Here is a 25385-nt window from a genome sequence, read left to right as displayed (position 1 = left end):
AATGTGCTATTCAGCCCAGATCCGAGCCGACTACAAGCAGTTCTTTCGCCTCTTCGGCGGCGTGCTCACCCTGCGCGCGTTCGCCGAGCTGTACTACGAGCGCCAAGGCAATCCGAAGGTCAAGATTCCCAAGGCGATGGACGCGGCCTTCGAGGCGCCAGAGAACGATGAGGAGCGTGAGATCAAGGGGCTGATCGACGCTTTCAACGCCGACCAAGCCCTGAAGCTCGAGCAGGACATCTTTGCGCAGCGCGAGCGACTGGCCGACGCCGAGCGCAAGCTCCTGGTCAAGACGACGAAAACAGCCACCAACGAGGTGCGCATCGCGACGGCAAAAGTCGAATGGGGGTTGGGCAAGCTGGCTGACCTCAAACGCACGCAGCCCGAATCGCGTGACGCGCGGATCTTTCCGGGCGTGTATGCGCCGGTGATGATCTGGGAGAACGGACAGCGCGTGGTCAAGCCTATGCGCTACCACTGCCGGCCCGCTGGCAAGCCCGCGAACTTCGACGTGCTCTACCCGGGCACCTACAACGCACGGTGCGACAACCTCGAGGGCTTCTGGAGGCACCAGTTCGGCGTGACGCACGGGGTGCTGGTCATCAAAGCCTTCTACGAACACGTTGATCGCGATGGCAAGGACACGATCCTCGAATTCATGCCACAGCCAGCGCAAGACATGTGGCTCGCGTGCCTGTGGTCCAGGTGGACGGCGCCTGGCCAGCCCGACCTTCTCTCGTTCGCCGTGATCATGGACGAGCCGCCGGACGAGATCCGCGCAGCTGGGCACGACCGTTGCCCCATCCCCCTCAAGGCTGAAAACATCGACGCCTGGTTGCGGCCAGACTTGGGAAAGCCGGATGAGCAGTACGCCATCCTCGATGACCGCGCGCGCCCGTACTACGAACACCGCCTTGCGGCCTGACGCGTTTCGATAGGGGCCCACGAGCGCTGCGGATACTCTCTGTGAATACGAGGAGGAAGCGAATGGACGACTGGCTACTGGAATTCTTCGACGGAAACTGTCGCGCCATTCGGCAACGCGGGCGCGAACTCTGGTGGTGCGGGTGGACTGCCGTGCTCGGCGCCATCCCGTTGGTTCTCATGTGGCGCATTGTTCAGTTGCCCCGCGACTCATTGTTCGCAACATTGGCGTCTTCCCATTCCGGGTGGGGGCCGGCAGCCGCCCTGGTCATTTTGTATGTCGGCTTGGTGATGGCGGCGTCCGGTTGGTATTTGTATCGTTTGAGCAAGCGGCTGCAAACATCTTGATTTGTGTGCCCCGTGCGTAGCGCTCACGCAGCCGTGATGAGTTGTCGCACCATCCAGTGCTGGTACCGGGCACATACGCGGAAGCTTGGTCATGCATGTCTCGACGCGCGCGGGCTCGAAGTCTTAGAGATACATCCGATAGCCGCCCAGTGCATGCTCTTCAAATAGGCAACCTTGAGCCGTGGCGACGCTGCAGTTCAGCAACCAAGGGGACGGACGCGTGCGCGCATTCCGGTGAGTCGAGGGTGCACTGGCGCCGTATGCGCTGAACCAGCGTCCATTTTTTGTTGCCAACCGACAACACAAGCAGGCCAAACTCCGCTGGGCTGAAAACAAAAATGTGCTTTTGATATTGAGAACCAATATCATTCGCAGCGATTTACAAACGCTTTGTAAATCACTCACCCAGCCAGTCCGCCCCGCTTCTTTCCGAGAACGCCGCCGTCAGGACGTCGCCAGTCGAGTCCTCGCCGCCGCCCCTTTCGGAGAAAAACTTCATGGCCTACATCAAGAGCCGCAAACACACCGTTGCGCGCGCTGTTCCACACCTGTCCGGTGCCGCCGCTGCCACGCTCATGGCCATCGCCACCTCATCCGCCTTCGCTCAGTCGTCGAACGCGCTGCCCGAAGTGCGCGTGCAGGACTCGTCCGCCGTCACCGACTACAAAACCGACACCTCGGCCAACCCCAAGTTCACGGCACCGCTGGTGAACACACCCCAGACCATCCAGGTCATCAAGGAACAGGTCATTCGCGACCAGGGCGCGACCACACTGACCGAGGCGCTGCGCAACACGCCCGGCGTGGGCACGTTCTTCCTCGGGGAAAACGGCGCCACCAACACCGGCGATGCGGTGTTCATGCGCGGCTTCGACAGCTCCAGCGCGATCTTCGTGGATGGCATTCGCGACCTGGGCTCGGTGTCGCGCGACGTGTTCAACATCGATCAGGTCGAGGTCGTGAAGGGCCCGTCGGGCACCGACGTGGGCCGCACCTCGCCCACCGGCTACATCAACCTGGTGACCAAGAAGCCCAAGCTGGAGGACAGCTTCCTGGGTTCGATGAGCTTCGGCAGCGCGGACTTCAAGCGCGGCAGCGTCGACTGGAACAAGTCGCTCAGCAGCGCCAACGGCATCGGCGCGGCATTCCGCCTGAACGCCGTGGTCGAAGACGCCGGCGTGGCCGGGCGCGACTTCGTGAAGAACAAGCGCGAGGCCATCGCGCCCTCGATCGCGCTCGGCCTGAACAGCCCGACGCGCATCTTCCTGGACTACCTGCACGTCAAGCAGAACAACATTCCCGACGGCGGCGTGCCCACCATCGGCCTGCCGGGCTACACCAACCCGGACGCCACCGCGATCCGCAGCGGCCTGGCCCGCCGCACCTACCTGAATGCCGCGCAGCGCGTGGATTCGAGCAACTTCTACGGCACCAGCTCCGACTTCGACAACGTCACGGCGGACATGTTCACCGCGCGCATCGAGCACGACCTGACGCCCGACATCACCATCCGCAACACCACGCGCTACGGCAAGACCTCGCAGGACTACATGCTGACGTCGTTCATGGGCGGTGGCCTGACGTCGACGAACGGCGTCGGCACGCTGCCGGCCGCCAACGCGGGCTTCTTGAACACCGTCATTCCGACGCTGCCGGCCAGTTGGACCGTCACGCGCAACCTGCCGACCAACAAGGACCAGGAAAACACGATCTTCACCAACCAGACGAGCGTGTCGGCCAAGTTCGACACGGGCGGCATCGGCCACTCGTTCAATGGCGGACTGGAGTTCATTCGCGAGACGCAGCGCGCCAACAACTTCTACGCGCCGGGCTTCGCCAGCGTGGGCACCACGCTGGCCGCAGCCGGTTCGTGGCCTGCCGCCAACCTGTATAACCCGAACCCGTACGTGAGCGGCTACACCCGCATTCCCAACGGCACGGGTTCCGACGGCAGCACCGACACCATCGGCCTGTACGCCTTCGACACGCTGAAGTTCAACGAGCAATGGCAGCTGACCGCCGGCCTGCGCTACGACCATTACTCGACCACCTACGACGCCACCGCGCTCACGCTGGCACGCACCGGTAACGGCCCGCAGACCGCGACGATCGCGCCGACCAACCTGAAGCTGTCCGACAACCTGCTGTCCGGCAAGATCGGCCTGGTCTACAAGCCGACCGAGAACAGCAGCGTGTACGCGGCCTACGGCACGGCGGCGCAGCCACCGGGCGGCGCCAACTTCCAGCTGGCCGCCGGCGGCACCGGCAACAGCGCCGCGCGCACCGACTTCCTGCCGCAGAAGGCCAAGACCTACGAGCTCGGCACGAAGTGGGACGTGCTGAACAAGCGCGTGGCGCTGACGGCGGCGCTGTACCGCACCGACGTCAGCAACGAGGTGGTGCAGGACTCGGTCTCGCAGCAGTACTACCAGACCGGCAAGAAGCGCGTGCAGGGCGTGGAGCTGGGCGTGTCGGGCGCCATCACCGAGAACTGGGGCGTGACCTCGGGCTTCACGACCATGAACACCCGCGTGCTGAGCGGCCCCTCGGTGCTGGCCGACGGTTCCACCGCGCTGGCCTACACGCCGAAGAAGGCGTTCACGCTGTGGACCACGTACCAGCTGCCGTTCGGCCTGACCGTCGGCGGCGGCGCACGCTACAACGGCAAGCTCTCGCGCGGCACCGACGGCGCGGTGGGAACGCCGGCGTTCGTCGACGCGTACTGGGTGGTCGACGCCATGGCGTCCTACCGGATCAACAAGAACATCGACATCCAGTTCAACGTGTACAACCTGTTCGACAAGGACTACGTGGCGTCCATCAACAAGAGCGGTTACCGCTACACGCCGGGCGTGCCGCGCTCGTACAAGGTCACCGCGAACTTCGCGTTCTGATCGCTTCGCGCGATAATTTTGCAGCCGATGACGCACGAATCCCCTCCAAGGTCGTGATTCTTTGGTTAGGACGGCCACAGGGCTCTGACCCCTGTGGCCGTTCGCCTTTTCGGGCGTCAACGTCGTTCATCGCTCCCGCTGGGTGTGCCAAACCGAGGGCATTCACCTGAACGCCGGACCATGCTCGTTGCCGAGCTGCGAGGCGCGATACGCAGATGTACAACGTCGCCAGCGAAGCGGCCTGCAACCAGTGGAGATGCAAGCCGGTGGAAGATGCTACGCATCGGCATGTGCCTCGCCCCACCATCGGCAGAATAATGCGACACGCTTGTGCTGTCGCCTCCCATCCAAAACATCGCAGGGATGGCACTGTGTCGGATTCGTTGAACTCCCGTGAGCCTCCAGATCGACCATCTTGAAAGCTGGCTCGGAGCCACGGGCCATCGCCGTCGATCGCATGAGCACGCAGCAAAAGATTGAGCTTGCTGACGAAACCCACGTCCAGCAGCCCAACCTGCTGGCCTCAATCCCTCGTGTTGCCTCGCGACGGTGTCGACATGCTGCAGCTCAAGGTGCCAATCCACGTTCTGCTGGTCGCCTTCCAGGCCATGATGCACTGTGTGCACGCCTTGGCAACGATCTCTGAAAATTCCAGGAAACCTGCTTGCGGCGGGTGACGGCGACGGTGAGGTTCACCGAAGGCGTGCCGCCAGACCTCGTCGAATAAATGACCACGAAGTCCTGCGCCGACCACCCGAGCGCTGCCTGCTTGTGTTCGTGTCCGTCTACCTCGGCGAGCACGACCCCCTCCGCGTGCGAACTGACGCCGAGAAATTCTTGCTGCTGGCCGTCCTCATCTCATAGAACGCGTTGCTCGTCGGAGCACGGCAGCAGTCCGAGTGAACCGCGTGCGGCCGGTGAAGATGGGATGACTGGACGTACATGGACGCCCCCTATGCCAAGCTCTCAATCTGCAACGACTTGAAGGTAAAGATTGCACCCGTACATCCGGACTTTGACGCGGCCTTTTGAGCCGCTGTCCCTGATGGGATTTGCTGGTTGACGCCTCGATCGCTTACACGCACTCTGGGTGCCTCGTCCGGCGCGGGCTTTGCCAACCACGGTCTGACCTGTCTTGCCATCACTTCATGATCGCCTGAGCAATCGGTGGTTTGTTCTCCCTGACGTTGTTGTTGCTGGTTACTCTGACTCAGGCCACCGCTGTGCTGCGAACGTAGCCGGCGTCGAACTGCCTGTCATGCGCAAGCAGCGCCCACACAATTCGCGCGTTCTTGTTCGCGAGTGCCACTGCGGCCACGTTCTTGTTTCGTCGGTTGACGACTGAGCTGATCCAACTGCATGCGTCGGCCCGTTGGCTCACGCGGTAGATCACCGAGCGCGCGCCGTGGATCAGCAATGTCCGTAGGTAGGTGTCGCCACGTTTGCTCATGCCGAGCAGGTTTGACTTTCCACCCGACGAATGCTGGCGGGGAACCAAGCCGAGCCAGGCAGCAACCTGCCGGCCGCCGTCGAAGTTCTTCGCATCACCGATCGATGCGACCAGCGCGCTGGCGGTGATCGGCCCTATGCCAGGGACCATGGCCAGCTTGCGGCTGAGGTCGCTGCTGCGATGCCATGCATGAATCTTGTCTTCGAGTTCCTCGACCTGGCGATCCAGCTCCTTGAGGTGATCAAGCAGCCGCTGGATGAGCAGTCGGAACGCACCCGGCAGTTCGTTGGCACCGTCTTCGATCAGCTCGGGGACACGCTTGGCGATGTGGCCGATACCCTGCGGCACGATGAGCCCGAACTCGCCCAGTAGCCCGCGGATCTGGTTCGCCTGCGCTGTGCGCGCCCGTACGAATCCCTGCCGGACCCGGTGCAGCGCCAGGACTGCTTGTTGCTCGACGTTCTTCACCGGGACGAAGCGCATGTTAGGCCGCCCGACCGCTTCGCAGATGGCTTCTGCGTCGGCCGCATCGTTCTTGTTGGTCTTGACATAGGGCTTGACGAACTGTGGAGCCATCAGCCGCACCGTGTGGCCCATGCTCTGCAGCTCGCGACCCCAGTGGTGCGCGCTGCCGCAAGCCTCCATGCCGATCAGGCAAGGCGACAGGTTGACGAAGAACGCAGCCATCTGGTCGCGCCGCAACTGTTTCTTCAAGACTGCCTTGCCATGCTCGTCGATGCCGTGGACCTGGAACACGTTCTTGGCAAGGTCGATGCCAACAGTCGTAATCTTCATGGTGGACGCCCCTTTCGGTTCAAGTGGTTGGTGACACTTCCACTGTGGCACGCGAATGCCGGTACGGGTGGGGGCGTCCATCCCATTGCTTACGTTCAGCGGACGCAATTGGCACTTGAGTACGTCCTCGATTCGCTCGCTGCGCACCACTGCACCGGTCATGCCCGCCTGGGTGTACGGGGCCGTGACTTAAATACCAAAATCATTGTCAAGTTGTTCGGGTGGTTGGCGTGGGCTGCTTCTAGTATCGATAGCCCATTAAAACTGCACTCTACGCGGCCCCAGATATGTGATTCACCTTGGAATCCGCACCGTGAACACCACCTGTCCGTCGACATGGCTGTACGCGATGCTTCCGTTGTGCGACTTCACGATGGCCTGCGCGATGTGCAGGCCCAGCCCCAGCCCGCTCTTGTTGCGTTCGTTCGGCCCGATGCGGCGCTTGAACGCGCTGAACAGCTCGGGCACCAGGGCAGCGTCGATGGCCGGCGCCGTGTTCGCGACCCGCAGCACCATCACATTCCCCTCTTGTTCCAGCGCCACGCGCACCGGTTCGCCCGGCAGGCCGTGGTGCCGCGCATTGCTCACGAGGTTGCCGATGAGCTGGGCCATGCGGTCCGGGTCGCCGACCATGGCGAGCGACTTCGGCGCCTGCAGCTCGATCTGCGAACCGGGGTAGGCCATCAGGGCCTCGTCCATCGCGTCTTCCAGCAGGCGCGCGATGTCCATCGCCACCGCCTGCACCTGCAGCCCCTGCCCGCTCTGCAGGCGTGACGCGTCCAGCACCTGGCCGATCAGGCGCCCCATGCGGCTGCTCGACGACTGGATGCGCTGCCCCAGCCGCTCGCCCACCGTGTTGCCCTCGGGCAGGCTGCGCTCCAGCAGCTTCGCGGCCATGGAAATCGACTGCAGCGGGTCGCGCAGGTCGTGGCCCAGCACGGCGATGAGTTCGGTGCGCGCCTTGTAGGTCTCGGCGTTGCGCGCCGCGCTGGCGCGAATCAGCTCGTCGCGCAGCTGCCCCGCGAATTCGACTTCAGGCGCGCCCCACGGCACGCTGGTGTCGCTCACCGTCTGCTTCCAGATGTCGAACGAGCCGCGCGGCGTCAGGCGCGGGCCCAGCGGGCCCGACACGTAGTGCTTCTCGGGCTTGCCGCCCCAATTGATGGTTTCGATCTGCTCCTTGCGCGCGAGCAGCAGCCAGCCGTTGTCGATGGCGTCGAAGCGCAGCGCCAGAAAGCCGCACCACACGCCGCACAGCGGCTGCAGGTGCTCGGGCAGGCTGGCCCGCTCGTGCAGCGTCACGATCTCGTCGCTGGCCTTGGCCACGGCCAGCCATTGCACGACGGCGGCCGCCGTCTCGTGCGGAATCTCGCCCTCCACGTGCAGGCGCGACTGCTCGGCGATCACCGCGGCCTGGGCCTCGAAGGCCGCGGCCAGCGGCCCGGCCAGGCTCGCCAGCGCGCCGAAGGTGTCTTCGGCATGCAGCACCGACTCGATCATCCGCGCACGCAGGCTGGCGGCGTCGGACGCGCGCGCGGCCTGCTCGCGCGAGAGCAGGCTCTGCACGTTGGAGGCCAGCACCTGCGCCAGCACATCGCACGCCATGCGCACCGCGTACGGCACCTGCAGCGCCGCGCGGTGGTGGCAGGCCAGCATGCCCCACAGCCGGCCGTTGATGACGATCGAGATGCTCATCGACGCGCCCACGCCCATGTTGCGCAGGTACTCGATGTGAATGGGCGACACGCTGCGCAGGGTGCAGTAGCTCATGTCCAGCGGCGGCAGCCCCGGGTCGCCCACCACCAGCGCCACCGGCACCGAATGCACGTCGGCGATGAGCCGCAGCGTGTTGATCACGTAGAGCCGGCGCGCCTGAGCCGGAATGTCGCTGGCCGGGTAGCGGCGCCCCAGGAAGGGCTCGAGCGACTCGTGGCGCCGCTCGGCCACCACGTCACCGCTGTCGTCGTGCCGGAAGCGATAGGCCATCACGCGGTCGAAGCCGGTGAGCTGGTGCACCGTGTCCACCACCAGGCTGAGCAACGCGTCGATCGAGCCCTGCCGCTTGAGCCGGTCCATGGCGCGGTGCGCCTTCAGCGCGAAGTCGGACACCGCGTCCGCCGAGGCCGAACGCTCCTCGAACTCGGCAATGAGCTCGTAGCCCATGCGGTGCACGATCAGGTCGAAAAGCCGCCCCGCCACCGCGACCTCGACATTGACCGGCGAATGCTCGGTCGCGGCGATGGGCGTGTCGTTGACCTCGTGGAGCGTCTCGTGCACCAGCGCGTCGCCCATGAAGTGCGTGGGCGCCAGCCGCTCGCCCAGCGCCGGGGCCGTGCCGCCCAGCAGCGCGGCGGCGTTCGCGCTCAGGCGCGTCACGCTCAGCGTGGAGGCGTCGAACGCGATGAGCGCCCCGTGCGGCTGCACCAGCCCCGGGATGTGGATGGGCTCGCTCTCGCAGTTTTCCAGGGTGACGGTCTGGGTCATAAAAGGTCTGAATCCACCGCTGCCTGGCTCGGCGAGCTGTTTCGCTTCAGCTCTGCCGAAACAGCCAAGCCGAGTGTGTCGAGGTCGAATGGCTTGGCCAGCACCGACTGAAGGCCGATCAGCTTTTGCACCGCGTTCATATCGGCATAGCCCGTGGCCATCAGTATCGGCATGCCGCGGTACATCGCTTGGGCATGCCCAATCAGTTCAGCGCCATTCATCCGTGGCATCAGATAGTCCACGAGCAGCAGGTCCGGGCGCGCCTTTTGCAATTCCACAAGGCCCGCCGCACCGTCCGCAGCCTGCCGCACTCGAAATCCAAGCACCTGAAGGCATTCGACCATGCTACGGCGTACCCCGGGATCGTCCTCGACAACCAGGATTTCTGCCTGTACCGTTTCTCTGCATGCCGGCTCCACGTTCGCAACCGCGCTTGAAGCGTCCTGCGGCTGCGGCGCCAGCGGAAAGCGCAACTTGATCGATGTCCCCTCGCCGACCACGCTTTCGACAATGGCATTGCCACCCGACTGGCGAGCGAACCCGTAGACCTGGCTCAAACCAAGTCCGGTTCCAGCGTGCTGCTTGGTGGTGAAAAACGGATCGAAGATCTTGTCCAAAAGGTTTTCTGGAATGCCTGTGCCGCTGTCTCGGACGACGACGTCCACAAAACCCAAGGGGTATTCGGATGCCTCGGAAGTGCCGACTGCATCGGCCGGTGCAATCTGGGTGTGAATCTCCAGTGCCCCGCCATGTGGCATGGCGTCTCGCGCGTTGACCGAAAGGTTGAGGATCGCCATCTCCATCTGTGAGGCGTCCACAATAACGAACGCTGCCTGCGAGCACAATGTCAAAGAAAGATTGACATGCGACCCGATGGAAATCGAGATGAGCTCTGCCATGTTGCGAATCAGCTGATTCACATCATGCAGCTTGGGCACCAGGCTCTGCGTGCGCGCGAAGGACAGCAACTGTGCGGTCAGGCGTGAGCCCCGCTCCACAGCCTCCTTGGCGCGTCGCGCATAGACGCCTACGCGCTCCTCCTGCACCTTCAAACGCTCCAGCAGCTGCAGATTCAGGTTGACGACGTGCAACAGGTTGTTGAAGTCATGCGCGATCCCACCGGTCAACCGCCCCAGCGCCTCCATTTTTTGATTTTGGACCAGCGAATTTTCAACGCGCTCTCGCTCCATGATCTCGCGCATAAGCCGATCGTTGGCCCCAGCGAGATCCGCAGTGCGCTCGGCGATGCGCGCCTCCAATTCGTTGTTGATGCGCTCGACACTGCGCTTGGATTCTTCCAGGTCGGCCAGATGCTCGCGCGTCAGATACTGCCGTCGACGTGCACGCAACGCCGACTGGGCAGCACTGGCCAACGTATCCGCGTTGACCGGACGTTCGAGCAGCACCAAATTGCTCAGTCCCTGCAATGCCGATTGGGCGCGGTTGCTGCGATGCACGGTCAAACGAGCAGCAAGGACCACGAACGGATAGTCGGACCAAGGTGGCTGGTCGGCCAACATCGCTCGAAGTTCGCAGACCAGTTCCTCGCTCAACGACTCCTCTGTCAGGATGGTCGCGGCGGAGTCCTTGGCAATCCCGCTGATCAACTCGCGGCTGTCCTTGCAGATGTGGGTGCGGATCTGACGAGCGGCCAAAACATCGCTGATGACCTGCGCGTCACGCCCGTAGGGCGCCAGTACCAATACTCGGTGCTCCATCTCGTCACGCCTCGGCGTCGCCGAGCAACTTGGTTCTACCGCGGTAGCGGGGAACCCCAGCCATAACCCCCTCGAAATCCGTGAGCGCGGCGCCGATCTCCAACCCGCCCCGGCCTAGGCGGAATTGATGGATCGACGTGGCATGTTCGCTGGTTCGGCTCTTGACCACGGAGATGGCCTTCAGGAGTTGACCGCGAGCCTCGAAATAACGAAGCTGAAGCATCGAGTCACTTAAGTAGCTCAGATCCACATCGTTGGGCGTGTCACCTGACAGGCCATGCTGCGACAGCACCACGATGGTCGTGACGCCCTGCAAATTGAGGTAGGTGAGCAACTCGTGCATCTGCAGCAGCAAGAAGTTGTTGCCGGGCATTGCAATCAGGTACGCGTTCAAGGTGTCTATGACCACAGTGGTCACACCTTGGTTCTCTACGGCTTCGCGCACGCGGTGTGAGAACTGCCCTGCGGAGATCTCTGCCGGATCAACGGCGTTCAGCGTCAACTGCCCGTTGGCGACGTAATCGTCGACGCCCAGGCCCAGTGCACGTGACCTGGTCAATAGCGTCTTGATGCCCTCGTCAAAAAGAAAGAAAGCTGCCTTCGCGCCACGCTCCAGGCTGGCGCGCGCGCAGGAGACGGCCGTTGTCGTTTTGCCCACGCCAGCCGGGCCCGCAAACAGCAGATTCGTGCCGGGCGTCAGGCCTCCTCCAAGGAGTCGGTCAAGATCCGCATTGCCCGAACTGAAGCGCTCATCTGCGTGCGTGCGACCGTGCTCGTTGGCGACCAAACGAGTGAACACCTGCAGGCCGCCTCGGCCCAACCGGAAGTCGTGATCGCCTTCACGAAAGCTCACGCCCCGCAACTTCACCACGCGCATGCGGCGCTTGTCGGGCCCGTAGGTACCAGTGTTCTGTTCGAGTTGAATGACGCCATGCGCGATGCTGTGAAGATGCATATCACCAGCCGCAGCCGACTTGTCATCAAGCATGAGCACGGTGCAATGATGCTTGAGGAAAAAGCGCTTCAGCGCAAGGATCTGCCGGCGGTAGCGCAGCGGATTTTGAGACAGAAGCCGAAGCTCTGACAGGCTGTCGAACACCACGCGCACAGGTTGCTCGCGCTCCACCAGTGCCATCACCCCGCGGATTGTTTCGCCCAGCTCGAAGTCGGAGGGCTGCAGAATGCTTTGCTCGGCCTCGGCGCTCAAGCCTTCGTCGCTCACCAGGTCGAATATCTCGATGTTCTCCAGATCCCAACCATGGGACAGCGCGCCCTGCGCCAGTTCCTCGGAGGTCTCGGACAGGGTGACGTACATGCCCTTCTGCCCAAGCGCGCGCCCCTGCAGAAGGAACTGGAGCCCCAGCGTGGTTTTGCCTGCCCCCGGAGTGCCTTCGATCAAATACAGATGACCGGCAGGCAAGCCGCCACCGGTCACTTCGTCGAGGCCTGGTACCCCCGTGGGTTCGGCGTTCGGCAGCGCCACCGTCTTGGTTTGATTTGCCATGGCTCGGATCGTGAAAGGTTACTTCGTGGAGAAACGGAGAATCTAACGGCTCGAGACCGCGTCAAAGGCGATTTGCGCACGTGCTCCGCTGTAGGCCAAATACCCGACATATGAGGAAATGCGGCGCACATGAGTGCACACCGTGGAAGCCGTGGCGATGAGGCGCAGCGCCTCGGACGCGGCAGACCGCTCGGGCCTGCGACCGCGCCTAGCCTGCGACTCCTGTTATCCGATCCGCCCAGCCCAGTTGTCGATTGGAAGCGCGAGCACTTCGATGCTTCGCAAGATCGGTAGCCGGTACGCGCCGCCACTTGGCAACGCCGTCAACGCGGCAGGGTGATGATGAATGACGTCCCGCTTTCCAAGGAGGACGCGACTGCGATGGTGCCTGACCTTTGACAATCTCCCGGGAAAAAAGGCCCAGACCCAGGCTCGTGGACGGACGCTCATGCGCTCAGGTGGGGTTGATGCAACTTGAACCAGCGGGTTGAATATCACCTGCATCGAATCGGGCGGAATAGGTGTCCCGCGATTCCTGACGGTCAGGACCGCAGACCGATCTCCCTGACTTGCCGTGAGTGCCACAGGGAATTTGGGGTCACCGTGCATGGTCTCCGCTGGCGGGATCATCGTGCGGGCGAAGGTTTCCCATTCCGCCAGTAGCAGTGGACACAGAGTGCGCGAGCGCGAATGAAATTGCTCCTCAGCGAATGACGCCGGCAAAAAGAATGGCGAGGCCAGAGGCATTGATTGCAAGGCCAATGAGTTTGCGTATCTTCATGGCTCGATGGTGCCACTCAGTGCGGCGTCACGTATTTGCAAATCTCGATGCGCGCGATTGGGCGGAGCTATTCCATGCGCGTGGTTCGCGCTGGCCGTTGGTGCCAATGCCTGCCGCAGTACTTTGGCGCGATTTGTGTTCTGCGGGGTCTTGATCGTCTCGCATGCAAGCAGCTCCTTCGAGCCTCACCCTGTATCGAGTGTCGATAAGAATGAAACCAAAGCTTCCCTTCGCAAAGACAACGGGTCCTGGGTCATCAACCGTCCTACTTCTTCGGGATGCACATCGCGGGTATGAAGCGCGACCCGGGGCACATGGAGGCGCCGCAATAAATACACTAACGGCAGACCCATAGGGGATCCGTCCCTCCGTCGTGGCAAGCTGTCGAGCCTCTCGCATGACAATCCGTTAAACTTTTGCCGTTAGTGTATTTTAAACCGCTTGGTTCCACGCGATCGGATTGGTGTTGAACAGACTCATCAATAGGCGGTGCAAAAAGCGGCACGGTCAGCCACTCTGCGCAGTTCGGAGTGCGCGCCGCTGCCGCACTCGCGCGAACGCTCATCTGACCGCCCGCCATCGCGCCCTGCGGCGTGCTGTGGCGTGCTGCGATCAACGCCGCGGCGCCGCATCCAAGCAGGTTGAGCAATGAGGCGACGACGAACAGCGCATCGCGCACCACCACTACTGCGTAGGCCGTCGCCGCCACGTTCGACAGCACCCGTGACCCCAGGTCAGCAGCGAGACCGAGACGGCCCCGTTGGTGCAGCGCCAGACCACAACGATCTGTGGGATTTACGTCAGCATGCGCGCTGCGCTGGTCACAGAGAGAGCCAGCCGATCAAGGCCAGCAGCGGCCCGTCGGCGGTGGCGAAAGCGTCAATATGCATCGGTGTCGGCCGTTGGAATGTTGCACGTCTCCTGAATGCGACTCTAGGCAAAGCGTGGTGGCCGGGGAATGCCGTATCGACGCTAAGCCAAACGCTCTACGCCCTATGAGCTGCAGACGGCACGGCACCTGCGACAGCACGCGGGGTGCCGACCTCAGTGCGGACCCCTTCCAGCGAGGCCCTAAGCTGTCGCGCACGGGCACGCATATTGACAATGCCGCGTCCACCGGCTCGGCTAAGTGATCCATCGTCGGTGATCTCAAGCTCAGCAGCTCGCACATCGCTGTTCGGATGTCGCGCGGCGACGTGACGAATGACCTCGACGTCGCTGATGTCGGGCAGGCCGAGATCGACCAAAAGAACGTCGGGCGAGCGACGGGTCGCGCAGCACCGCGCTTGAGAACCGCCGCAAGAACTCGGGTTCGTCCTCGACGATCAGCACGCGGGTGGTCATCGCTATTCCTTGAGAGACTGGCTTCGGCAAGAATTCTGCGCTGCACTCGCGCCAAAGGGCATGCCGCTAAAGCGCTATCGCCAACGTCGTCAGGGGACGATATGGACAAGGAAATTCGGCCCACCCAAGCGATTCCGAGGAAGACATTCCCCGACACCTCGTCCATCGTCGCCCGAAAAAGCTACGCACATGAACACCTCTTCCGGCCTTGCCTCCGCCCCATCGAAATCTGCGCCGCAAGCGGGAACCGCCTGATAAGCGTCGAACCCGTTTGCGATCCAGCTCAAACGGCAAATAGGACGGCCGTGCCAGCAAAGCGAGTTGGAGCACGATCACGGAACAGCGGCATGGCATCTCAGCCTCGCAGAACGGACCGACATGAAAGCTCGCACGCCAACAGCTCGTTCTGAATTCGAGCTACATGCTCAAAATTCCATCATCAAAAGCTGCGCATCCAGCTTGCGGTGTCAGGCACCGCGTCTACTGCGGCACCAGCTCCACACGCCGGTTCTTGGCGCGACCGTCTTCGGCTGCGTTGCTGGCGACCGGCGCAAGGTCCGCGACGCCGTACGCGCCCAGTCGGTTTGCGGCGATCGCATACTGGCCGACCAGGGCCGCGTTGACGGCCTCTGCACGCCGCTTCGACAGCGCGATGTTGCTCTCCAGCGCGCCCTGGTTGTCCGTGTGTCCGACCACGCGCAGCTTGAGCGCGGGCTCTGCCTTCAGCAGCTTGGCGATCTCGTCCAGGGCAGGCTTGGAATCGGGCTTGATGTCGGCCTTGGCGGTGTCGAACAGGATGCCGTAGAGCGCCACACGGCCGGTGGCGGCGATGGCCTTCGACATGTCTCCGGCGCTGACGCTGACGCTGACCATGTTCTGCTTCATTGCACCGACTTCAATGATGTCTACGGCGGCGTAGGCGCCCTTGACTGACTTGTAGTCCTTGCTGTCCTTGGCCCACTGCACGGCTTCGACGACGACGTAAAGATCACCTTGCGGCCGCGCAACCTTGAAGCTGGCCAGGCGCGCGGTCGCAGGGTCGGCCGCCGAAAAAGTGTAAGTGCTACGGCTCGTCTTGATCTCGTTCCAGCTGTACGGGCACAGAAAGCAGGAGCGGCTCTTGAAGTTGTCGTCACGGCCCGAGTCGTAGAGCGTGACACCTCCTGCCGCCTGCACCTCGTTCTCGTAATTGCGGATCAGCTCCGCCGTGGACGTGTCGCCCGCGGATTCGTACCAGAGCCGGGTCAACGCCCCTTCGACCGGCACGGTGCCTGCCCAGCTGCGCTTCCTCGACGTGGTGTCGTAACCCTTATACGTGCCCGTGGGGACCACGTATTCGTCGAAGCGCTTGAAGTCGTACCCTACGATGGTCGAGCCCGCGAAGCGCTTGAGCAACGGATTGTCCTTGGCGCCAGCAAGGTCCTGTGCCGTCGCGGTGGTCGCAAGGAACAGGAGGCCAGCAAATGCAGGTCCGAGCAGCAGCCGGGCGAAAGCAAGGAAAGAACACGCGCGCATCGATGACTCCAGGAAACGACGGCGCGATTCTGACGATTTAGGCCCGCTCTGGCTGCACGGCCGTTCGGCATATGAAGAACGTCTGTTGCACAAACGCGGGTCTGCGAGGCACGACAAGCACGACGCGAAAGGATCGTCTGCGGTGGTCGTGGCGCACGTCCGATACCTAGACGAAGACTACGAACCTGCACTGAGAACTCGCGGCCTCTGGCGATCGTGGTTACACGGCAGGATCTCAGCCTCGGCCTGAAGCTCGCGCACGTTCACAGCAGCGACAACGATCAACGGATCAAGCCAGCACGAACTCCGGTTCGCGCAAGCGGCCGGCTGCGCACCACCGCGATGTCTCAGCGCGACGCCGCCATGGCGTGCATCGGGTCATAGTAGATCGAAGGCACGTGCCGCCCGGACATCGGGTCAAAGGTCAGCTGCACAACGACATGCACCAGCATGTGCAGCAAACGGATGATCTCTTCCAGCTTGAGGCTGCGCCCTTCGTCGGAGGTCTTGATGAGAAGCGCCACACGCAGGTACGCTTCCCTGGGCGAGTTGGCGTGCACCGTGGTGATGCCGCCAGGATGGCCCGAGTTCAGAACGTTCTGGACATAGTAGAAGGTCTCGTCCCCGCGCAGCTCCGCAAGCATCACGCGCTGAGGTGTTTTGCGCATGACCGACTGAAGGACTTCCTTGGCCGTGGCGCCTACGATACGCTCGCCCATCTGGCCATCGCGCCGATAGAAGAGCGACTGCGAATTCGGATGGCTGTTCAGCGGCATCTCCGGGGTGTCTTCCACCGTAATCAGACGCTCCCAATGGGGAATGAGCTCGATCAGCGCCCGGATGAATGAGGTCTTGCCGCTGCCCGTGGCGCCGGACACCAGGATGTTATCCCGGCCACGCACGGCGTCCGTGAGGAAGGCCTGCCAGTCACCCTCCTGCGCGAGCCGCCACCGCTTCAACTGCGCCGGCTCCAGCAGGGCGCTTGGGCCTGCATGGGATTCTTCACCGAGCCCGGAAGCAAAGACATGTCGCGTGTGTGTGAAATAGCCCTGCCGTTGGAACTGCTCGAGTGTGAATGGACGACTCGTGTGCTTGCGCAGGTTCAGGTAGATCATCCCGCGCGCCGCCGTGGGCGGCAGCGTCATCTCGACGCGTTCGCCACCCGGAAGATGGGCCGACAGGATGGGGTGGGCCTCGTCGAAGGGTTTGCGGGAGATATTCGCCAGGAAGCCACCCAGCGTCTGCAGATACTCGAAGGTGACCGCTGGCGCGTCGACCCGCGCCCAAGTGCCCTGACGCCATAGCTGCACTGCGCCGGGCTCGTTCACGGCGATCTCGTTGACCTCGGGGTCGTCGAGCCACGTCCGCAACGTGCGCAGGTGCAGCATGACGGAAAGGTAGCGGTCCCCCTCGCTCATGGCCGACCCGGCGCGGGCGCAGCCCGCAGTTCGTACACATCGGAGAAGTCGACATCGCGGGCCACAAAGATCCGGACCACCTCGCCCTGATTCTTGTACAGACTGGGACGCGCCTGGCTTCCCTGGCGCAGCATCTCCTGGACGATCGACTGCGTCGTGCTGCCGGTGTTGCCCAATTGCGCAAGTGTTCCCTGCGAGCCGATGTTGTAGGTAACGCCCGTTTGGCTGCCGACGCGTCGGGCCGCGCGTGCGTCATCCCTGGCGATCGCCACCTGCTTGGCATCCTCGAAGAGGGAGAAGAACACCGCCCCGGCAAAGCGCTCCATCCACTTGTTGTCGACAAAGCCCGAACTCCCCGCACGCCCCAGCGCGTCGGTGCCCGGAGAACTCAGCGGCACGGCGATGAAGTTCGGCGTCACCGCGCGCGTCCACAGCGTGAAGATGGTCGTCTGGCCGGCCTGTACGCCCGCGGTGTACTCACCCTCCATGCTGGTCCCCGCCTCCATCAACACGACCTTGCCGTCCATGGACATCACGGGCGCGCTGAGCACGCATTTGAGGAAACCGGGCTGGTCGGTCAGGATCGCCGTCAGCAGCGTGCAGTCTGGCAACGTGCCCTTCGCCAGTGTGAAGGAGGGGGTCGCAATGACCCACGCACGCGCCCCGCGCGTGTCTGTGCCATTCAACGACCGGCCCAACGCGCCCGTTGCAACGCTGCCGGTCGCATTTGCCACCCCCACGCTTTCGCCCGCGGTGGCGACTGGTCGGACGGCACCGCCCGCGCCGGCGGCCCCACCCAGCGCGATCGCCCCCTTGAACCGCCGCTCACGTACCCGCTGGGCCAGCGATTGGCCCGCAGGCGGCGGGTCGTTGACCGCCGCCGGCATCCTCTGTGGCGGACACTCCATGCCCGGGGGCAGCCGCAGCCCGCCCGGGCACTCCACTGCGGCGGGCGAAGGCACCACGGGCGCGCCTGCGGACAGAGGCACGGGAATCTCTGGGACGTTCGTTGGCCGCGTGTCGAGCTGAACTTCCCCCTTGGCGGACGACGAAGCGCCAAACACGCCGAAGTAATTGTTCCGGCTTGCGACGCCGAAGAGGATCAGCAGCGCTGCCACCGCCGACGTGGCCCCAAGGATGAGCTTCTGGCCAGGCGAACTCCGGCGCGGTGCCTCGACGATGCCGTCGCGCTCCTCCTCAGCCAGCGGCTGCTCATGCCTCGTTTTAAACACAGGCTCACCCTCCCGGCAGGCGGATCGTGCGGTGGACCTTCTCGCTCACCGTGCCACTGGGCGCCGACCCGACCGGCGCCAAAGGCGAGCGGTTTGTGATGCCAGCGACCAGACCCCCGCGTCGCAGAAGAATGCGTTGGACCACCCGGTGCAGCACCATCGTGTCGCCCTCGACATGGAAATCAACAAGGCTTTCTCCGCCATCGGGCTCGAGCACGAAAGCGGCAGGCAAGGCATGCGCCGCGGAGAAGGTGATGAAAGTTTGGCGCCCGTTATCGTGCATCGACAGTGGTTGAAGTTCCTTCGCACCCACGATCCAGTAGTTACGGTTGAGATGCCCCTCGGCTGCAGAGCCTGCCAGGTCTTTCTGGAGCTTCACCCGTTCGGCCCGCGCGCTGTCGGGGCCGTCTGCGCGCGCTTCGTCGGGGTATTCGAGCCGCACCCAATACGCAACATTGCGGGACGTTCGCGCCGTGGTCCTGAGTACGAAGAGGTAGGGTCGCCGGTTGGTGAACAAGGTCAGGTTGGTATCGGCTTTCACGTCCTTGGGCTTCACCAGGAAAAGGTTGCCGTTGACCGCCGCGTGCCAGGCCTCGCGGTCCCCCATGGCGAAATCGGTTATCTGCTCGCCCGCGGCGAGTTCGATCGTCGTGGCGACACCTTCAGCCGCAAAAATGCGGATCACGTCGCTGTTCGTATAGCGCACCGTCTGAATCCGCGCGTCGCGCCCTGACGACAGCGTGCCGATCTCCGCCACCACATGGTGTGAGGACAGCGCAAGCACCGCCATCAACGTCGCGCAAAGACGTGGCCTCATCGCAGCCCCGTGAGCGCGGTGGCAGCGGGAGGCTCGCCGTTCGCCCCGCGCTGATCTGCCGCGCTGGCGGGCTCCGGAATTGACTGCGGCGTGCCTTCCTGGTCGCGCCGGTAGTTCAGCGCGCAGAAGCCGAAGGCATTGACATGCAGGTCCTTGATCTGCGCGGGAACATTGGCTGCGTCGTATTGCACGGTCATCGTGACGATGTATCGGGTGCGCACCGGCGCCGCCACGCCACGCGTGGTGGTCTTGTCGAAGCGAACCTGCGCCACGCGCAGGTCGTCGCGATCGGTCGGCAGGAACGTGATGTTGAGGATCTCGACGCGTTCCGAATCGGTCGCACTCATGGTCTTGACCGGCGACTGGGCGTTGACCTGGGGGTTAAAGTAGCTGTCCCACTGCGCACGCACCGGGCCGCACGACATCAGATAGGCCGTCTTGTAACTGGCCTCTGCCTCGCCACGCGTGAAGCCTTCGCGTGCCAGCACATAGCGAGCGACATCCGAGAGGAGAATCTTCTGGTCACGAGCCAGACCAACGCGCGCCAGCTCCCCCGGCGAATGCACGTCGTAGGCGCCGGTCGCATTGTCCACACGGATGACGGCAGGCACGAACTGCTTCAATGGAAGCAACACGTTGACGCTGAGGATGCTCACGCCGCTCAGGCACGCACACACCCAGGCGATCGCCGTGCTGCGGGCCGCCCGCCGCTCCAACGCAAGTGTGCGTTGAGCATCCCAATCCATGGCCATCTCGAAATAGGACTTCTTGTCGATCATCTTTCGGCCTTCTGGGACGGGACCGTGTTGATGGGCCGGGCTTCTCCGCTGGGCCAACCCGGCGGTCCCTTTGCGACGCCGCACGCGCTTAGGATCAGGCACAGAGCAGCAACAAACCCAACATGGCACGCTCTCAACGCAGTGATTGCCATCTTGCCTCCTACCTGGCGCGGGATCTGCCAAAGGATGGCCGAGCGCGCGCCAAGCTCGCCAGTCCTGACACAAATGTGCCGCCATTGCCCCCGGTCATGGAGGCGCAGATCGCAGGTATCTGCAGGAACATGCAGAACATCGCCAAGGAAATCAGAATCACGGGAATACAGATCGCTACGACATTGACCCCTGCGCTGGAGCCACTTGCTCCTGTCAGCTGAAGCGCCATTGCCGGGACGGTCGCCCCGGCCGAGCCGCCCAGTTGCGTGGCGAGCTTGCCCAGATAAGCATTGAGGATGCCCATGAAGAGAAACACGAAAAGCACGGTGAATACATAGTAAAAAACGAAGTAGAGCGCCGTGCTGATCCAGGAAAAAAAGAAACTCCGCGTTTGTGACAGCACCAGCGCGAGAAGGAAGAACGGGCCAACCGCAAGTACCAGGCTCAATCCAAGCTTGGAGAAGATGATTGCGAACAGCGCCGTCGCCAACAGCAGGTAAGCCGCCACGGTCACGAGCGCGGCAAGCAGGAAGACCGCAATGGCGGCTCCGATGGCAAGATCGCTCGCGAGACTGCCAGCGGCAGTGAACAGCGCCGAGATCAAGTCCACCACCTTCTGGTTCACTTCGCCAAGAAGGCCGGGCGCATCGGTGGACGAGTGGCTTGCGGCCGCGGTCAGCTCCGACGGTAGATGGAAGATTGGCTTAGCCACCCAAGTGAGGTACCCGTTGCCCATGGCGTGAAGAACGAGCATGAAGCCTACGAATTTCAGCAACCAGTCGGTCACGGGGATGGCGACCTTGCCTTCCATGATTAGGTAGCACCAGAGGAGCATGCTGATGCCCAACACAACCCACGCGACCGGAATGACGTAGCCCGAGATGCCTGTGGCGGCTGCCTCGTAGAAGCCACTCATCGCAGTCTCAAAATTCGTGTAGATATCGCCGATGATGTCGTTGGTCATGGCCTACCTGCTGCGCGTGTTTGGTGATACGTTGTTAGAAGCGGATGGATAGGGGCTTGCGCAAAGGACCCACAGAATCGAGTACTCCGCAAGCTTCATCTCTATGGCCTTGTTTACTTGCCTCTGCATGGCAAGCGTCGACTAACGCCTTAAGTGGTTCAAGATTTCCCTTGTCCGCCTCTGCCGCGACGAATGCGGCGTCGAACGACTTGTCCTTGGCCGCGTCGTCTTTTCCACAGGCAGCCAGGAGCAACACAGCGACGACGCAGCAGCGTCGCGACAGCGCATCGATCTTGGTCATGATCAAAAGCGGATTCCGCCTGCCGCGCCACGTGCCATGCCAGCATTGAAACTGTCGGCCGCTGCCTGCCTACGCAGTTGGCGATCCGCCTCCTGCATCGACTGTATGGCCGACAGCTTGATCTGCTCGTTCTGCATTCGCACAGTCTCGACCTGGATGCGCGCCTGCACTTCGGCAATGGCTTTCTGATCGGAGGACGCGTTGATCGATCCGACAAAGGTCTGCAGGTTTCGGATGTTCTCCGCCGCCTTGCGGTAGCCGAGATCACCGACATGCTTTTGCAGCGCAAGCTGCTGCCACTGCTGCGCGCAACGCAGTCGCACGCCAGGATCCGCGCTCATCTGTGCACACGAGCGCAGCTGGTTGGCCCGCACGATGTCCTCGAGAGCGCCCGAGACGCCGGCGAATGCACCGCCTTGGTCCCGCATCGCACGAGCGGCGGTCGCATAGTCTTCAGGCAGGTACTGCTTGAGAAGATCATTGTTCAGCAGGCTTCCCATGTTGCGAGCCCCCTGCAGCGTGCCGTAAAGCTGCTTCATCTGGTCGAGCTGCTTGCTCATGGCGTTGAGTTGCTCCATCCACTTGGCGATCGTCTCGATCTGGTTCATCGTGGCGGGAATGTCGCTCGTGACCGTCACCGGTATCTGGGCGTGCGCGATGTGCGTCAGACTCAAGCAAACCACGATGGCCATGCCAAGATTTCTTGCCGCTTGCAACGTAGTCATCACACTCTCCTTTCCAGAAACACAGGAAGCCATCGCGCTGGCTCAGATCCGACGGAGTCGATGGCCGCACGCATCACCTCGACGTTGTCAAGACTGGCGGAGATCACAGACAGCATGTCCTCCATCCCTGAGAGGTCCAGCCGTACGAGTACCGATTCAGCGCCCTTCTTCAACAGGAACTGGCCCGAGTTCTCTTCGGTGTGTTTGACCAGATGGAACTCACGCGGCGTCAGTTTCAAACCCTCGATGTAGTCCGCATGCTCCGCTTCGCCGTTGGGCAGCAGCAGCTGCGTGGGAAATTGAGACAGCAGGGTGCTGCCCAGCGGCGAGCGACTGATGTCGCTTGGCTCCTGCGTGTCCAGCCCGATCACGCCGTCTTCCTTACGGATCGTCTTTCCCTTGTCCTCGATGAAACGCTGCATCAACGGGTCCTTGAGCGCACGCCACGCCTCGGCGATGTCGATGATGTGCGGTGCTCCCGCCGCCTGTCGTGCGATCTTGTGGGTCAGATAGCGCAGGATCGGCGTGCGCGCTTCCTCGATGTCCAGGAAACTCGTCATGTCGAATCCGTAGGTGTCGCATCCGTCCAGGTCGAACCGGTCGTGTGCGTTGTCGAGCACCCATGCGAACGGGCCCCCGTCGCACCAGCGTCCCAGTGCCTGATAAAGGCTGTGTTCCTGGTGCGTGGGCAGCGCATCGCGCACGCGGGCGTAGCGGCGCTGCTGTGGAGGCAATTGATAGACCTGCCGGATGCTGCGCAGCAGGACATCCTCGTCACGGTGGGACATGACGTATTTGCCGTCGAACTGAGCGTTCCACGACATGATGCTCAGGATGACCGCGACGTTCTCGGGCGTGGGTGGCAAGGAGAACGGATTCATGCCTGTCGGCTCCCCTGCGGCGATGTCGAAATACTGCCCCCCCATGGCGCGGATGCAGATCTCCTCACCATGATCCTTGTCGAAGCTGAAGACCTTCAGTTTCCTTCCCCCGGCCAGTGCGCTCTTGCGCGCCAGCAGTCTCAGTGCAAGCTTGAGCACGGTCTTTCCGCTGCCCGAGCGCCCAATGATCTTGTAGTTGCCAAGTTCTTTTCTGTGGGTGCGCTGCCCCTGCGCACTTTCTTTGTCTTCTTGTGGACCAGTGACGCGGCCGTCCGATGCCGAAGCATCGTCGTAGTCCAGTCGTACGCCCTGCTCGAGCAACCGGTCGCGGCTGACATGAAAATTGAAAAAGTACGGTCCGGCAGCTGCCGTCTTCATCAGGGCGATTGGTTCGCCCCACTGGCTGCCGGCGGCATTGCCCGTGGGATGGTTGTGCATCGGAAAAAGCTTCGCGAAGTTTCGGCTGCTGATGGGCATCGCGCGGATGCGCCCGTGCCGGAAGTTGCCCGGCAGGCAGCTGAAATACGTGCAGATCAACGAGCCGCCTCGCTCACGCGACACCCCCATGCTCTTCTGGTCGAGCAACGTAACCGCCATGTTGATATGAAGATTCAGTTCCTTGACTGTGTCGCCGTAGACAATCAGCACGAGTTCATGATCGAGCATGCTGAAGCGTCCGGCCTGCAGCTGCGTGCGCGCCGCAGCGACCTCGTTGAGCTGGTCCTCGTTGGCGCTGGTGCTCTTGATGCGGTTGAACTGGGATTTGAGCATCGCATCCGCACGGTCGAACGCCATCACGGTCGCGGACTGGCTCAGAACAAACTCGAAAGGCGCCGACAGAAGCCCATCGAAGACCTTGACGTCGATAAACTCGGCTTGGTACGGCGCGACCAGCGTGAGGCATGCGGCCACTCGGGAGCCCGATGCGCCTTCGATTTCCACGGTCTCCGCGCCGAAATTCAGGGCTCCTCCTTGTAGCTTGTGACTGAGCTCACAGGCATCGAGTCTGATATGCCTGTCGACGTTATGGATGAGCCGTCCGTAGAACCGGGCGACGCGCGAGAACAGTTGGCCGTCGACCTCATGCGTGCCCAGCGCGCGAGGATGGTAGCGACGCAGGCTTGCCATGAGTTGCGCGCACAGACGCGCCAGCTCATCACGCGCGCTGCGCCTAAGCTGCGCCATGGACTCGCCGTCGTCGCGCGACAGTCGCAGGCCGAGGCGATCGATCCTGCTGCCAGCGATGCGGTAGACCGGCGAGACGAACAGGCGATTCGTGAAAAGCCGCTCGCCCTCGAACTTTTTTGCATATTGCCGGGCGAACTCGCGCGACAGGTCGTTGTCATAGGTCGTATCCGAAGTGTCGTACTGCACGCGGCGACGTTCCACGTGCGTCCACAGGGCAATATGAGGACTGCGGGCGATGCTGTTGAGAGCGGCCAGCCATTGCTGGCTGAGGCTGTCGAGTTCCCCGTGGCCAAGGGTCTCGAACGCAACGCCGTGCAACGCGATGGTCTGCGTCAGGTCGCCCTCGTAGGTGATCACCGTGTAATCGTCGACCTGCTGCGAATAGGGCAGGCAGCTGGCGACGCTGCGTTGCGCGCTTTCGATGGCGTCGCTTCGCATCAGAGGACCTCCCGACGGCTCAGATGGGGACTGAAGACCACAGCGCGTTCCGCATTCCCGCTGCGGTTGGCTGCAAACCAGCGGTATCGATAGTTGGCAACGAAGTCCCGCACCCAGAACGGATTCTCGTTGGTGCGCATGACCAAAATCAGATGCAGCGGCAAAAGCAGGAGGCACCAGAACCCAAAAAGACGCATGCCCAGCAATAGCACCATGCATTCGATGCCGAACACGGGCAATGGGACGTACGCTTGCAACGCGGGCACTTGGGGGCCGCGATATACCGCCACCCGTTCCAGCGGCGGCTCCTCGTGGCGAAGGTCGCTCACAGTCGGGCTCACAGACTCGAGATGCCGGAGGCCGAACCACCCACGGCATCCTTGACGAACTGGATGATCGCGACCACGCCAAACGCCAACGCTGTGCCGATCAGGGCATGAAAGAAGATTTTCTTTGGGTCTTCTCGCCCAAGCCAATTTCCGGTGACCCAGTTCAGCAGTGTCACGAGGCACGCGATGGCACCGATCACTCCCACCACGCCGTAGATGGCCGTGAAGATGTTGACGCCAGCCTGTTTGAGACTTTGAGCGAGCGCGGGATCGGCCGTGCTCAGAGCGCAAACGCTCGCGCTGCAAAGCCTCACTGCACCTGCGAGCCATTGCCGCGGGCGTCCGGTGTTCCAAAGCCTCGACGATATCGCTGGTTTCATCATTGCTCCTTCATGCTGTTGTT

The 25385-nt window shown here is 62.7% G+C and carries 18 protein-coding genes; 3 read left to right on the top strand and 15 right to left on the bottom strand.

All coding sequences use genetic code 11. The features are described from left to right. Nucleotide 1: 1 nt before the first annotated feature. The 3 genes from AB6807_RS35750 to AB6807_RS35740 all read left to right on the top strand — a co-directional run bounded on the left by AB6807_RS35750 (nucleotide 2) and on the right by AB6807_RS35740 (nucleotide 4166). Nucleotides 2-925 carry an SOS response-associated peptidase family protein gene (locus AB6807_RS35750; RefSeq protein WP_371088285.1) on the top strand — a complete coding sequence of 308 codons (924 nt, stop codon included), beginning with the start codon at nucleotides 2-4 and terminating at the stop codon, nucleotides 923-925. Between the two features lie 62 nt (nucleotides 926-987). Beyond that, nucleotides 988-1272, top strand: coding sequence for a hypothetical protein (locus tag AB6807_RS35745; RefSeq protein ID WP_371088284.1), 285 nt, complete (start codon nucleotides 988-990; stop codon nucleotides 1270-1272). Nucleotides 1273-1769: 497 nt separating this feature from the next. Then, nucleotides 1770-4166 (top strand): catecholate siderophore receptor Fiu, encoded by a 2397-nt coding sequence (locus AB6807_RS35740; protein ID WP_371088283.1) that lies wholly within the window; start codon nucleotides 1770-1772, stop codon nucleotides 4164-4166. Nucleotides 4167-5376: 1210 nt separating this feature from the next. On the opposite strand, the gene AB6807_RS35735 is transcribed toward AB6807_RS35740, so the two are convergent. From AB6807_RS35735 to AB6807_RS35665, 15 genes are all read right to left on the bottom strand, one after another. Then, a complete protein-coding gene (locus AB6807_RS35735; protein WP_371088282.1) occupies nucleotides 5377-6411 on the bottom strand; it encodes an IS110 family transposase in 1035 nt (344 codons plus the stop codon). Between the two features lie 294 nt (nucleotides 6412-6705). Further along, nucleotides 6706-8895, bottom strand: a complete 2190-nt coding sequence (locus tag AB6807_RS35730; protein ID WP_371088281.1) for an ATP-binding protein — start codon at nucleotides 8893-8895, stop codon at nucleotides 6706-6708. Further along, a complete protein-coding gene (locus tag AB6807_RS35725; protein WP_371088280.1) occupies nucleotides 8892-10613 on the bottom strand; it encodes a response regulator in 1722 nt (573 codons plus the stop codon). The genes AB6807_RS35730 and AB6807_RS35725 overlap by 4 nt, the downstream gene beginning before the upstream one ends. A gap of 4 nt (nucleotides 10614-10617) precedes the next feature. Next, nucleotides 10618-12117, bottom strand: coding sequence for an ATPase domain-containing protein (locus AB6807_RS35720; protein ID WP_286517847.1), 1500 nt, complete (start codon nucleotides 12115-12117; stop codon nucleotides 10618-10620). Between the two features lie 2605 nt (nucleotides 12118-14722). Beyond that, nucleotides 14723-15757 (bottom strand): OmpA family protein, encoded by a 1035-nt coding sequence (locus AB6807_RS35715; RefSeq protein WP_371088279.1) that lies wholly within the window; start codon nucleotides 15755-15757, stop codon nucleotides 14723-14725. Between the two features lie 347 nt (nucleotides 15758-16104). After that, complete coding sequence (gene virB11 / locus AB6807_RS35710) at nucleotides 16105-17145, bottom strand: P-type DNA transfer ATPase VirB11 (RefSeq protein ID WP_371088278.1); 1041 nt, start codon at nucleotides 17143-17145, stop codon at nucleotides 16105-16107. Between the two features lie 26 nt (nucleotides 17146-17171). Continuing rightward, nucleotides 17172-18407: a TrbI/VirB10 family protein gene (locus tag AB6807_RS35705; RefSeq protein ID WP_371088277.1), complete on the bottom strand. Its 1236-nt coding sequence runs from the start codon at nucleotides 18405-18407 to the stop codon at nucleotides 17172-17174. A gap of 4 nt (nucleotides 18408-18411) precedes the next feature. After that, nucleotides 18412-19197, bottom strand: a complete 786-nt coding sequence (locus tag AB6807_RS35700) for a TrbG/VirB9 family P-type conjugative transfer protein (protein WP_371088276.1) — start codon at nucleotides 19195-19197, stop codon at nucleotides 18412-18414. A 23-nt stretch (nucleotides 19198-19220) separates the two neighbouring features. Continuing rightward, a complete protein-coding gene (locus AB6807_RS35695; protein ID WP_371088275.1) occupies nucleotides 19221-20003 on the bottom strand; it encodes a virB8 family protein in 783 nt (260 codons plus the stop codon). 160 nt (nucleotides 20004-20163) lie between these two features. Beyond that, the gene (locus AB6807_RS35690; RefSeq protein WP_371088274.1) at nucleotides 20164-21120 is read right to left on the bottom strand and encodes a type IV secretion system protein; all 957 of its coding nucleotides are present in this window, start codon (nucleotides 21118-21120) and stop codon (nucleotides 20164-20166) included. A 34-nt stretch (nucleotides 21121-21154) separates the two neighbouring features. Then, the gene (locus tag AB6807_RS35685) at nucleotides 21155-21421 is read right to left on the bottom strand and encodes a hypothetical protein (RefSeq protein WP_371088273.1); all 267 of its coding nucleotides are present in this window, start codon (nucleotides 21419-21421) and stop codon (nucleotides 21155-21157) included. A gap of 2 nt (nucleotides 21422-21423) precedes the next feature. Further along, complete coding sequence (gene virB5, locus AB6807_RS35680) at nucleotides 21424-22146, bottom strand: P-type DNA transfer protein VirB5 (protein WP_371088272.1); 723 nt, start codon at nucleotides 22144-22146, stop codon at nucleotides 21424-21426. Beyond that, nucleotides 22146-24653 (bottom strand): conjugal transfer protein TrbE, encoded by a 2508-nt coding sequence (locus AB6807_RS35675; protein ID WP_371088271.1) that lies wholly within the window; start codon nucleotides 24651-24653, stop codon nucleotides 22146-22148. Before AB6807_RS35675 ends, virB5 begins: the two co-directional genes overlap by 1 nt. After that, on the bottom strand, nucleotides 24653-24982 hold the full coding sequence (locus tag AB6807_RS35670) for a hypothetical protein (RefSeq protein ID WP_371088270.1): 330 nt from the start codon (nucleotides 24980-24982) through the stop codon (nucleotides 24653-24655). Before AB6807_RS35670 ends, AB6807_RS35675 begins: the two co-directional genes overlap by 1 nt. An 8-nt stretch (nucleotides 24983-24990) precedes the next feature. Continuing rightward, entirely contained in the window at nucleotides 24991-25362 is a 372-nt protein-coding gene (locus tag AB6807_RS35665) for a hypothetical protein (protein WP_371088269.1), read from the bottom strand. Nucleotides 25363-25385 lie beyond the last annotated feature (23 nt).

Source organism: Variovorax sp. RCC_210, from assembly GCF_041355175.1.
GTDB lineage: Bacteria > Pseudomonadota > Gammaproteobacteria > Burkholderiales > Burkholderiaceae_C > Variovorax.
This window is presented reverse-complemented; position numbering and strand designations above follow the sequence as displayed.